The following is an 11698-nucleotide window of genomic DNA, read 5'->3' as shown; positions in this document are numbered from 1 at the left end:
ATATTGTTTGGCGGCATGTTTGTTTTCCTTGTTTTAGACGATACGGAAAACAGTGTGCCGTCTTTTTTGGTCCAACTCAAGCATCAAGGACAGGCACGGGAACGCCCGGACGCGGGGTGGGGGGAAGTGAGGGTGGTTCAGCTAGGGATTATTGTATTTATTTAGAATTATGTTATAGTAATTAAGATCGTTCTTTTCCATACGGCTTCACACGCAAGGAGTGCTTCATGAGACTGAGACGCGTTGCCACCATCAACGGTGTCAAGGTACGTTCCAACAAGAGTCCCCACAGAAGAGCGCGTGCAGTGCGCCCCGGCATCCGCCACCCCGTGCACTGCACGCCGCTCTTCTCAATCTTTACAAACAGATTTTAGCCAGATTTACGCACACGCCCAGGATCATACTGCTCCGGCTTGCATTTATACCTCCAGGCAGGCGCTCTCTAGCCTCCACTACTAGGCCTTCCCCGCAAGCAAGCCAGTACGCGGTTGGCCAAAACAAGACTAGCCCCCAGGCAGGCAAGCATCCGGCTCCCTGCGGAACTCGTTCTGCTTTCTATTAATTAACTTAACGGAATAGCAGAACTTCGGACAGTCCTCGGAGCGCGGGTGCTTACCAGCTGGCGTCTAATCTGTTTGGCCAAAGCGTACATGTCTTCCATGCGGGAAAGTCCGACTACGTGGCCGGGATTGCCATACCATCTCCAGATCAGGCTTTACAGAAACTGATTGAGTAGTTGATCAAGGGCTACCCGCGCCCTGAGGACTGTTTGAAGCCTGTACTCCTATGAATCATTAATAAAAGCAGGCAAGTTCCGCAAGGGCCGGATAGTTCTTGTCAACTGGTCAGTCATGTTTCTGGAACCGCCTGTCTGGGGGTGTGTGTGGAAGCCCCGAGCAGAGAGGCTTAGAACCCTATTCTTGGAGCACAGTTTTGATATCGTCGTAGGAGAAACCTTGGCGGCCGAGGTACTGCATGAGCTTGAGGTTGTCCTGGTACTTGGTTTGTTTGCGCTTTCTTTCTACCAGCTCGCGTAGTACCTGGTGCTCGTCGGTTTCGTCGGCCTCGAGCACCTGCTGGACAATGTCGTCAGCGATACGCTTGTGCCGAAGCTCTTGGGCCAGCCGGCGCTTGCTGGTGCTCTTCAGTAATCGCCGCGTTTCCACCCAGCGCCGGGCAAAGTCGGCGTCGTTTATGTAACCGCGCTGATTCAGCCGCTCTATCGTTTGAGCGACCACGTCTTCGTCGTAGTCTTTGTGCTTCATGTAGTCACGAAGCTCCCACTCGGACCTAGGGCGATGCGAAATAAGGTTGAGCGTGCGGTCATAAGCCTTGTCCAAAACCGCCTGGTCTTTGAGCGCCAGCAACTCTTGCTCTGATAATTCTTGGTTGATTTTGAGGCCAGAGCTCATCAGCTCGTTTTCAGAAAATGAAAACAGGTATTTGCCGTCAACAAAAATAGAGTAGCGGTCCTGACGCTTCACTTGCTGCTTGATGTCTGTGATCTTCATACTAAACTGTAATAATCCTGCATGACTTGAATCAACCCAGGCGTGACTTGGTCGGGGTGTTCCCTGATGAGCCGACTAATCTCTGCCAGCGTGAACCATCTGACCTCACTGACTTCTGCTTCTTCGAGATCCAGAGACGGGGCATCGAGGCGTGCACGATATAGTTTATTTAGACGGTTGAGGATTCGACCATTCACCACGTCATAGGTAGACCAACTGGCTATTTCTTCAAGCACGGCATTTTTGACCCCGATCTCTTCCTCTGTTTCTCGCTGCGCCGCCTGCTGGTAAGTCTCGCCCTCGTCCACATGTCCCGCCGCTGAGTGATCCCAGGTATTGGGAAAGAGATCCATATGAGGTGATCGTTTTTGCAGCAAGATACGGCCCTGGCTGTCCTCGGCCATGACTCGCACGATGCGGTGCAAGAGTCCCTTAGCCCACACCTCTTCCTTTGGGAAAAGACCCACCGGTTTACCTTGTTCGTCTACTACGAAAATATGTGTGAAGGCTGCCATTTTATACCTAGCCCTCGAATGCCTGCGTATCCATGGTTATTTCTCGGCGGCAGTTTTTGCTTCGGCGGTTGCTTCGGCGCGGACTTTCTTTTCGATCTCGTCCAGGACTTTGGGGTTTTCTTTTAGGTAACCCTTGGTAGCTTCGCGGCCCTGACCAATCTTGTTGCCGCCGTAAGAGAACCAAGCACCAGATTTCTCGACAATATTACGCTCTACGGCTAGATCCAGTACGTCGCCAGTTTTGCTGATACCTTCGTTGTACATGATGTCGAACTCTGCCTGACGGAAAGGCGGGGCAATCTTGTTCTTGACCACCTTTACCCGCGTACGGTTGCCAATGATACTTTCGCCTTGTTTGATCTGGCTAATACGGCGGATGTCCATACGGGCACTGGCGTAGAACTTCAGCGCGTTACCGCCGGTGGTTGTCTCTGGGTTGCCAAACATAACGCCAATTTTCATACGGATCTGGTTAATGAAGATCACGGTGGTCTTGCTGCGGCTAATCACGCCGGTGAGTTTGCGCAGGGCCTGGCTCATCAGGCGGGCTTGCAGGCCAGGTAGGCTGTCGCCCATGTCGCCTTCGATTTCTGCCCGAGGTACCAAAGCTGCCACCGAGTCTACCACCACAATATCTACGGCGTTAGAACGCACCAATGTTTCGGTAATTTCCAGAGCTTGTTCACCATTGTCCGGCTGAGAAATCAACAGATTTGCAGTATCTACCCCAATACGCTGCGCGTAGGCTGGGTCCAGGGCATGCTCGGCATCTATAAATGCAGCGGTGCCACCTTGCTTTTGGACGGCAGCAATAACATGGAGCGTGAGCGTTGTCTTGCCCGAGCTTTCGGGGCCATAAATTTCTATCACGCGGCCCTTTGGCAAGCCGCCACCCAGCGCCAGGTCTAGGCTGAGTGCACCGGTAGGAATAGTCTCTACCGCTGTTTTGTGGGCGTCGCCCAGTTTCATGATAGAGCCTTTGCCAAAGTTCTTTTCGATTGTTTCTAAAGCAAGGCCAAGGGCTTTTTCTTTGCCTTCTGGAGCACCTTCAGTCTTTGCAGGTTTTTTGTCTGCCATATGTGCGTGTATACCCTCTCCCACCAAACTAATTTACTGAAGTTAGTATAGCAAAAACGCTAGAGCTTTCTGTTAAAATGACCCCAATGATGTTGAAATCACCTCAATCCTCACCATCCGGCCCGAAATCACCCAGCTCTGGCCAAAATCTGCCTGTGGCTCGTCAACGTACCTACGGGTATGCCTCCTCACCCCAAACAAATTTTGTCTCAGAGCTGGAGCAATTTCAGCCTGGAAGGGAGAACTGAAGTGACTTCACCGAAACTACAACACGATGGTTTTACTCTTGTAGAGATTTGCGTCGTGATTGTGATCATGAGCACCCTCGCCATCCTGACCTATAGCATTGGGGTACCCCGCTGGCGCGAGCGCACCTACTACACTCGCATGGTGTCAGAGATGAACACCATCGGCCACGGCATGACGCTGTACGCCGCCAAATACAACGACTACCCACCAGATGTCAGCCGTGATGTGCCCGGAGAGGTCAAAGAATTCCTGCAGGGGCAGTATGACGAGGACTGGCCAGATGCGCCGTATCCTGGCAGCGTTTATGACTATGACAACTGGCCACCTGACGCCATTGGGGTTCAGCACACCTATCAAGTCAGCATGCGCATGTGCGAGCCAGGCCAAGATGCCGTATGCAAGGCCAACGCCAAAAAATATCTGGACAATTTTGTACCTGCCAGCACGCTCAATAACTGGGATAGTTCTAGCTCGGTCTACTACTGCATAAAAGGCTCCTGCCGCTCGCACCAGAGCAAGCCCATGAACCACCCAGGTTACTGCATTAATTGCGGGAACAAGGCACAGTTCTTCTAATTCGACAGCCCGACCAAGACCCTTAAGAACGAAAACGCTGGTTATAAAGAGAGTAGTCGAAAGAACAGAGAGGTAGATGGCGAGAGGAGGGGAGCCAGTGGCTCTGCGAAGCCCGAGCTGACTCCCTCCTCTTCGCCGTTCTACGGAAAGGTTGCTGTGTTCATGAAGCCCGTCGCCGATCGCCCTGATTGTAGGGGCATTGGCACGACCAAACGATCGCATCGCCCTCGGGGCAACCAACCATCAGAGACACTCCTCTCCGCAGATCTTTAAGACTATGTATTTTTACGTTCAAGCCTGTCGCTCTAGAGGCGTCGCCTCGAGCAGGTACAGGAGCAAAGATGCAGTGTAGGGAGGAAGCCCAAGCTGGTGCACGGGCCATAGGCCTCCTCCCTTTCACCACTCTGCGGTGAGATATGTTATCCCTCTGGTGGGTCAGCCCTCTAACCAGTAACTGGCATTCCAGACTTGACCACGCCGGTGCAGTGCGAGGTCCCGCCTAGAACAAGGACACCGTCAGGTATCTCTCCGCAAATCTTAAGATCGCGTTCTGTTATTTCGACTACTAAGGTACGAACAAAGTTCGTAGCACTACAGTACATACACACGAGCGTGTTGTAATGTGAATATTCTCACAAAATTAGAGTAATCTGTCCTGGGATTATTTACGTTTTTGGTATTTTATGTTAAAATATACTTTAGTACGGTAGGTGCTTTGGCCGAGAGCGACATATTCGCCCTCCCCTGCGCCAGCACCTTAGCAAGAGAGTGAATGCTTATGTCTTTCATGACCGAAACTAGAACGGCCGTCGCTATAGTCGTGGTCGCAATCCTGGGCATCGCCCTGATGACCAATGCAGCCCTCAGCCAAACAGAGGACACCTGCCTGTCTACGGACACTGTCGCCGACTACCTAGGCGTCGAAGCCGTCCAGCGTGACCACACCGGATCGACGCGTACCTACAGCAGCAAGTGCGACTACAGCGTCCTCCCCGTCTTCAGCCTCAGTACCCACGTCAGCCTGCCGAAGAACCAGCAGTCCACCTGGGATGACTGGGACAACTTGGTGGCCGATGCCCGCAAGTGCAAGACCTCGTGCAGCGACGGCGGCCTGGACCCGCGAAATGCCGAGGGCGACACCTTCTGGGAGAGCCCAGCCAGCGACTATATCATCACCACCAACGTCTCTCGCTACGGCACGAGTGCCCCGCTGGTCACCCACCGCGTGGCTCTGCTGCTACGCGACAACCGCATCTGCGAGGTCACCCTGGACCGCTACCAGATCGACGAGGAGTCCTTCCAGAGCAACATTCGGTCCATCGAAGACATCGCCAGCGACGTCTGCTTCTGAACCTGTCGCGGCCGAGTGAGCACCTGCAACACCTGTTGCTCACTCGGCCGCCAGGTCACCTCTCTTTACCCGCGCCTACCGTACAACTCTTACTTTATTCACCGCAGGCATAGCCGGTATACTGAGGCCATGTCGGCCAAGTCATCAAAGCCCAAAAAACATACAGCCACACCTCATCACTCCCCCAAGCAGCCCACGCGCAAGCATTCCACCAAGAAGATTGTTTTTATTATTCTGGCCTTGCCCGTCCTGGCCGTGGTAGTAGCCCTGCTGTCTGCAGTTGCCTTTGGCATCCTGCAGAAGCCGGTCCTGGTCAATAAAGACCTGGGTCTTCAAAATAAATTGCACATTCCCCAAGTACTCGAACCGCGAGTAGAGCAGGGCGAGAAAGTTTTTGACCTTACAGCTCAGCAAGGCAGCACCGAGTTCTTGCCTGGCAAGCAGACGAAGACACTCGGCTTTAACGGGAACTACCTGGGCCCTACCATCCGGGCCCGAAAAGGTGACAAGATTCGCCTGAACGTCACTAACAACCTGGACCAGAAAACAACCGTACACTGGCACGGCATGGACGTGGGAGCCAACATGGACGGTGGCCCACACCAGATGATAGAGCCCAAGGAAGTTTGGAAGCCCTATTGGGCCATAGCCAATCAGGCGTCGACTCTGTGGTATCATCCGCATTTGCTGGGCAAGACCGGCGAACAGATGTACAAAGGCCTAGCCGGTTTATTTATCGTTGACGACGACCATGCCGACAGCCTGAATCTGCCCAAAACATATGGCACAGATGATATCCCGGTGGTCGTACAAGACAAGGCCTTTGACACAAACGGCCAGCTTACCTACGACGCAGAAAAGAAAGACGTCATGGGGCACACCGGCATGCATGGCAACACCATTTTGGTGAACGGCACCTACGCACCGTACGTGGAAGCGCCGGCCAGACTGGTCCGGCTGCGAATCCTGAACGCCTCTAACGCCCGGCGGTACGACTTTGGGTTTGACGACAACCAAGCTTTTCACCAAATTGCCACCGACGGCGGATTTTTGGAGCGGCCCGTGGCCCTGACTCGGCTCACCCTGGCCCCCGGCGAACGCGCCGAGATTGTAGTGGACCTGGCTGGCCGCACCAAGCCCCTGACACTCATGAGCTACGCCCTGAAAGAGAAGAACCCCTTGCTGCGAACCGTCAAGGCTGTCGCCAGGGCTCATCGGGACGAGAACCAAGAGTTCAAAATTCTAGAAATCCGACCACAAGCCACAGACACTACATCTGCTGCCTTGCCCCAAAATCTCAACACCATAGAACCGCTCAAACCCGACAGTGCTATCAAAACCCGGCGGTTTGTACTGGACTCAGAAGGGCACAGCATCAACGGCAAACAGATGGACCATACTCGCATAGACGAGATTATCCATGCCGGCGACACCGAGATATGGGAAATCAACGACCAGTCCGGCACTGCTCACCCGTTCCATATCCACGCCGTACAGTTCCAGATACTCAGCCGAAACGACAAACCTCCGGCCGAACACGAGCGTGGCTGGAAAGATACGGTGCTGGTCAATAGCGCAGACACCGTGCGTGTGATAGTCCGCTTCCCCAACAGGTCTGACCCCCACCTGCCCTACATGTTCCACTGCCACATCCTGGAACACGAAGACAAAGGCATGATGGGCCAGTTTGTACTGGTAGACAAAAACACCAAGGACCAAGATGTCTTTATCCAGACCAACCTAAAAGATACCGAGCACCAACACATACACAACCACTAGTCCAAGCTGTTTAATACTCTTTATAGAATCTCGCGATAAAAGAGGCTATAATTAGCCATAAGAATTATGCGTATATCAGATGCTCTGGTGGAAAAGCTGCTAGTAGCAGCAAAAAAAGTTACGGACGAACAGCTGACCAACCTCCACGCCCAGGAGAAGGCCGAGAAAAAACCGCTGCAAGATCTGATTGTTCAGGGCAACATCGTTTCAGAAAAAGACCTGACCAAACTGTATGCCGAAGAAATTGACGTCCCATTTGTAGAACTGAATGCCAAAGAGATCAAGCGCGAGGTCCTGCATCTCATACCAGAGCGCATTGCCAAGCAATACAACGTGGTGCTGTTTGGCGTAGAAGAAGACGGCACCAAGCTGTTGGCCATGGAAGACCCAGACGATATCCAGGCCGTTAACTTTTTGCAGAAGCAACTGGGCAACGCCATCAAGATTCATGTAGCTACTACCACCAATATTCAGAGCGCCCTAGACCAGTACCGCGGCAACATCAGCAACGAACTGACCCAAGTAGTAACTGCCGGCGACGAAGAAACCACCGAGGGCGAAGACGAAATCAGCGAAGAAGACCTGGCCGAAGATTCGCCCATAGCCCAGACCGTAAACCTGCTGATCGAATACGCTATCCGCAGCGGTGCCAGCGACATCCACATAGAACCGCGAGAGAACTATACCAGCGTGCGCTACCGCGTAGACGGCGTCCTACGCGAAGCCAATAAACTGCCCAAGAAAGTGCATACCGCGCTTGTCTCTCGCATCAAGATCCTGAGTAACCTAAAGATTGACGAACGGCGCGCCCCGCAAGACGGCCGCTTCAAGATACAGATCGGCAGCGCTGTCTATGCGCTGCGTGTGTCTACCCTGCCTATTTACGAGGGCGAAAAAGTAGTCATGCGTATCCTAGATGAATCCACTGGTGCCACGTCGCTGGAAGATCTTGGCTACTGGGGTATCTCGCTGGACAATATCAGCAAGGCAATTACCCAACCGCATGGCATGGTCCTGGTGACGGGCCCGACTGGATCTGGCAAATCTACCAGCTTGTTTAGCGCGCTGAGCATCCTGAACAAGCCGTCTATTAACATCAGCACCATCGAAGACCCGGTAGAATACAAAATCCAGGGTGCCAACCAAACCCAGGTGAACCCCAAGGCCGGCATGACCTTTGCCAACGGGTTGCGAGCCATGCTGCGCCAAGACCCCAACATCATCATGGTGGGCGAGATCCGCGATACCGAAACCGCTGGCCTGGGCGTGCAAGCCGCCCTGACCGGACACTTAGTATTTGCCACCTTACACACCAACAATGCTGCCACCTGTTTGCCACGCCTGCTAGACATGAGTATCGAGCCCTTCCTGATTGCCAGCACCGTACGTGCCGTAGTGGGCCAGCGCCTGGTCCGGCGTGTGTGCGCGGACTGTCGCGAAGAAGTCACGCCAGACGCCCCCAGCATGAAGAAAATAGACGAGATATTTGGCACCGGCAACGCTGCTACCATGAAGCACATCCACCAGCTAGAAGAATCCGCCCTGGCAGCAGGCATTGGCAAGACCAATACCGGCAAGAGCAAGGTGCATGTCGGCGACCTGTCTACTACAGAGACCAAGATAAACAAAATCTACCGGGCCCATGACAGTGGCTGTGACGCCTGTAACCACGCGGGCTACAAGGGCCGCATGGGAATCTACGAAGTACTCGGCAACTCTCCGGACATTCAGAAACTGATCGTCAGCAACGGTACCAGCGAGATTATTCAAGACCAAGCCGTCAAAGAAGGCATGATCACCATGCAAATAGACGGCTTCATAAAAGCCCTCCGCGGCCAAACCACCATCGAGGAAATTCTGCGGGTCACCGCCGAGAAATAAGCTATGAAATTTACTTATACTGCGGTAACCAAAGACGGCAAGACCGTCCACGGAACACTTGACGCGGTCGACCGCCAAGGCGTGGTGAGCTCGTTGACCAAGCAAGGCGCTAAACCTGTTGCTATCAAGGCCGAAGGCGTACACGGCAGCAAAAAGCATCGTGGCAAAAAGGTCAAAAGCAAAGACCTGGTCATCTTTACACGCCAGCTATCTACCATGATCTCGGCCGGTGTACCCCTGACTCGTGCCATGTACACCCTGCAAATGCAGACAGACAACAAATACTTCAAAGAAGTTATTGGCACCATGATGAAAGACATAGAAGGCGGCCTGGCCATGGGCGACGCCTTTGACAAATATCCCAATGTCTTCTCTGACGTATACGTCAACATGGTCAAGGCCGGTGAGGCTGGCGGTATCCTGGACGAAATCCTAAAGCGTTTGGCCTCGCAAGTAGAACAAGACTCGAGCATGCGCAAGAAGATCAAGAGCGCCATGGCCTACCCTGTTGTTATTTTTGGTATTACTATCCTGGCCTTTTTTGGGATCATGATCTTTGTTATTCCCAAGCTGGGCAAGATCATCAAAGACCTTGGTGGCGAGGACGCCAAACTGCCGGTGTACACCGAAATGATGCTGAACTTCAGCACCTTCTTGCAGAAAAATGCCATACCTCTTCTGGCTGTCTCGATTATTGGAGTGTACCTGCTCAGGCGATACATCCGCACACCAAAGGGTAAGTACCAGTTCCACGCCCTGCTGCTACGCCTGCCCATTATCAAGACAGTGGTTATCAAGATTGCCATTGCCCGCTTTGCTCGCACTTTTGCCTCGCTAATGTCAGCCGGCGTGGCCGTGCTGGATGCTCTGGAAGTCACTGGCGGTGCTATTGGCAACAAGGTCATAGAACGCGAACTACAAGAGGCCGCCAAAGCCGTCAAAAACGGCAAACAGCTGAGCGAACCCCTGAGCCAGAGCAAACACTTCCCACCCATTGTCAGCCAAATGCTGGCCATTGGCGAAGAGACGGGGCAGATCGACACTATCCTGATCAAGGTAGCTGACTTTTACGAAGAAGAGGTAGAGACCACCATAGATGGCCTGAGTTCGCTCATAGAGCCGTTGATGATTGTTGTACTTGGTGGCATGGTAGGCCTGATCGCCGCCAGCGTCATGGGCCCTATTGCCTCCCTGAGTAAAAACGTCGGTGACAACTAGTAATAAAGAGTTGCATTCTTTATGGTTATGCTATAATCACTTTCAGATACTTACCCCAAAAAGGCTAAGATCATAATAAAAACATTTACAAGGAGGGTGGGTCCCCTATGACTCTACAGCGCAAAAATGAAGGTTTCACCATTGTGGAACTTTTGATCGTCATTGTAGTCATCGGTATCTTGGCTGCATTGGTGGTAACTACATTTACAGGTATCCAACAGCGAGCTCGAAACACCGAACGCGAAACAGATATTAAAGCAATCCATGGCCAACTAGAGGCCTACTACGCACAGAATGGCTCGTATCCAGCCATGTCAGACGTCAACAACGCTGGCTGGCGCAGCACCAACATGAAGGGCCTAGACCCAGAAGCCCTGAAAGATCCGAAGGGCTCCGCACAAACCCTAGCCACAGCAGCATCGAGTACTGCCTATGGGTATGCTCCGCTGTCAACAACCGACGGAACTTGTACCACAGTTGATGCCAACTGTACCAAGTACACGCTGACCGCCAACCTCGAAGGTGGCACCACGTTCACCAAGTCCAGCCTGAACTAACATACAGTTCACGCTTAAAAAAGACACCCGCTTGGGTGTCTTTTTTTCAAGTACAGCACAAAGTGAAAAGCCCCTCGTTTCATCAAAGATGAATGAGGGGCTTTCCCTTCGGTGTTCTTACTTAGCTCAAGCTCGCCTCAACCAACACGGCATAGGCCTCTTGGCCGTAGATATTGGGATGGAACGAGTAGACGAGAGGAATAGAAGCGTGATTGAAGTACGGGTCTTCCGTGCACAGTTCGTGCCCCCAGAACGGTGACTCAGCATCCAGAGGATCCACGTAGTAGAAGCCCTCATCTGCACCCTCAACCGCTGCCAGGATGGTGTTCTTCAGCTCCACGGCAACCGTGCTGACAGCCACCTTTTCGCCATTGCTCAGGAAGGTGCAGTCCACCGAGGTATCAGGCGACTCGTCTGGATACCCCACCACGTAGACATCAGCATTTGGTGCAGCCAAACGAATGTCGTCATACAGGTCTTCCAGATTACCTGGCAGTAGCGTGTCAATCAGATCCATGGTGTCCTGGTACTGCGAACTCGCGGAGTCACAGGTGCCCACAACACATTCTGTCGCAAATTCCCTGAACTTCACATCGTTGCCGCCAGCCGACATGGTCACGATGTCAGTGTTGGTACTCAGCGCGTCCAGCTGGCCCGGCTCACCATTCATGCCTACCTGGATGTCCTCGGTGGTCGCGCCCGAGCACGCCCGGAAGGCAGCCAAACGCAACGACCCAACTATCTCGGACAGCTGGATGGGATAAGCATGCAGACTCCGATGACAGCCGTTTGTATCACTGGGCACCGAAAAGTCAGGCACGCCCTCACCGGCCGAGAACGAATCGCCCAGTGCCACATACTCCGTCAGGTCATTCTCATATACCCAGGCTCGAGGATAGTCGGAGTCACTATCGACATCCAGCCGCAACACCTGCGGACTGTTGGTCGCATTGCACGTGGACATGTAGCCACTAGTGGCATGAC

General features: G+C 53.1%; 11 protein-coding genes. 7 read left to right on the top strand and 4 right to left on the bottom strand.

Annotated features, from left to right (window positions below):
- Positions 1-227 precede the first annotated feature (227 nt).
- On the top strand, positions 228-374 hold the full coding sequence (locus VK694_00675; protein HTE57236.1) for a hypothetical protein: 147 nt from the start codon (positions 228-230) through the stop codon (positions 372-374).
- Between the two features lie 540 nt (positions 375-914).
- Here the strand turns inward: VK694_00675 and VK694_00670 are convergent.
- The 3 genes from VK694_00670 to recA are packed head-to-tail and all read right to left on the bottom strand — an operon-like array spanning position 915 to position 3103.
- A complete protein-coding gene (locus VK694_00670) occupies positions 915-1511 on the bottom strand; it encodes a RecX family transcriptional regulator (GenBank protein ID HTE57235.1) in 597 nt (198 codons plus the stop codon).
- The gene (locus VK694_00665) at positions 1508-2026 is read right to left on the bottom strand and encodes an NUDIX domain-containing protein (protein HTE57234.1); all 519 of its coding nucleotides are present in this window, start codon (positions 2024-2026) and stop codon (positions 1508-1510) included. The genes VK694_00670 and VK694_00665 overlap by 4 nt, the downstream gene beginning before the upstream one ends.
- A 36-nt stretch (positions 2027-2062) precedes the next feature.
- Positions 2063-3103 (bottom strand): recombinase RecA, encoded by a 1041-nt coding sequence (recA, locus tag VK694_00660; GenBank protein ID HTE57233.1) that lies wholly within the window; start codon positions 3101-3103, stop codon positions 2063-2065.
- Positions 3104-3352: 249 nt separating this feature from the next.
- On the opposite strand from recA, the gene VK694_00655 reads away from it, so the two are divergent.
- The 6 genes from VK694_00655 (at position 3353) to VK694_00630 (ending at position 10714) form a co-directional block, all read left to right on the top strand.
- The gene (locus tag VK694_00655; GenBank protein ID HTE57232.1) at positions 3353-3928 is read left to right on the top strand and encodes a type II secretion system protein; all 576 of its coding nucleotides are present in this window, start codon (positions 3353-3355) and stop codon (positions 3926-3928) included.
- Between the two features lie 787 nt (positions 3929-4715).
- Positions 4716-5279: a hypothetical protein gene (locus VK694_00650; GenBank protein HTE57231.1), complete on the top strand. Its 564-nt coding sequence runs from the start codon at positions 4716-4718 to the stop codon at positions 5277-5279.
- Positions 5280-5408: 129 nt separating this feature from the next.
- Positions 5409-7058, top strand: coding sequence for a multicopper oxidase domain-containing protein (locus tag VK694_00645; GenBank protein HTE57230.1), 1650 nt, complete (start codon positions 5409-5411; stop codon positions 7056-7058).
- 66 nt (positions 7059-7124) lie between these two features.
- Positions 7125-8939 (top strand): GspE/PulE family protein, encoded by a 1815-nt coding sequence (locus VK694_00640; GenBank protein ID HTE57229.1) that lies wholly within the window; start codon positions 7125-7127, stop codon positions 8937-8939.
- A gap of 3 nt (positions 8940-8942) precedes the next feature.
- Positions 8943-10157: a type II secretion system F family protein gene (locus tag VK694_00635; protein HTE57228.1), complete on the top strand. Its 1215-nt coding sequence runs from the start codon at positions 8943-8945 to the stop codon at positions 10155-10157.
- A 107-nt stretch (positions 10158-10264) separates the two neighbouring features.
- Entirely contained in the window at positions 10265-10714 is a 450-nt protein-coding gene (locus VK694_00630) for a type II secretion system protein (GenBank protein HTE57227.1), read from the top strand.
- Between the two features lie 121 nt (positions 10715-10835).
- Here the strand turns inward: VK694_00630 and VK694_00625 are convergent, their stop codons facing one another.
- Complete coding sequence (locus tag VK694_00625; protein HTE57226.1) at positions 10836-11678, bottom strand: SGNH/GDSL hydrolase family protein; 843 nt, start codon at positions 11676-11678, stop codon at positions 10836-10838.
- Between the last annotated feature and the right edge of the window lie 20 nt (positions 11679-11698).

The sequence above is a fragment of the Verrucomicrobiia bacterium genome (assembly GCA_035489575.1).
Lineage (GTDB): Bacteria > Patescibacteriota > Saccharimonadia > Saccharimonadales > JAGQNK01 > DATHJY01.
The sequence above is the reverse complement of the archived record's forward strand: the minus strand, read 5'-3'. Positions and strand labels throughout refer to the sequence as shown.

Bases quoted from the DNA above. Each gene is read 5' to 3' on its own strand.
- VK694_00675 (HTE57236.1), top strand. From the start codon at position 228: ATGAGACTGAGACGCGTTGCCACCATCAACGGTGTCAAGGTACGTTCC.
- VK694_00670 (HTE57235.1), bottom strand. From the start codon at position 1,511: ATGAAGATCACAGACATCAAGCAGCAAGTGAAGCGTCAGGACCGCTAC.
- VK694_00665 (HTE57234.1), bottom strand. From the start codon at position 2,026: ATGGCAGCCTTCACACATATTTTCGTAGTAGACGAACAAGGTAAACCG.
- recA (HTE57233.1), bottom strand. From the start codon at position 3,103: ATGGCAGACAAAAAACCTGCAAAGACTGAAGGTGCTCCAGAAGGCAAA.
- VK694_00650 (HTE57231.1), top strand. From the start codon at position 4,716: ATGACCGAAACTAGAACGGCCGTCGCTATAGTCGTGGTCGCAATCCTG.
- VK694_00645 (HTE57230.1), top strand. From the start codon at position 5,409: ATGTCGGCCAAGTCATCAAAGCCCAAAAAACATACAGCCACACCTCAT.
- VK694_00640 (HTE57229.1), top strand. From the start codon at position 7,125: ATGCGTATATCAGATGCTCTGGTGGAAAAGCTGCTAGTAGCAGCAAAA.
- VK694_00635 (HTE57228.1), top strand. From the start codon at position 8,943: ATGAAATTTACTTATACTGCGGTAACCAAAGACGGCAAGACCGTCCAC.
- VK694_00630 (HTE57227.1), top strand. From the start codon at position 10,265: ATGACTCTACAGCGCAAAAATGAAGGTTTCACCATTGTGGAACTTTTG.
- VK694_00625 (HTE57226.1), bottom strand. From the start codon at position 11,678: ATGTCCACGTGCAATGCGACCAACAGTCCGCAGGTGTTGCGGCTGGAT.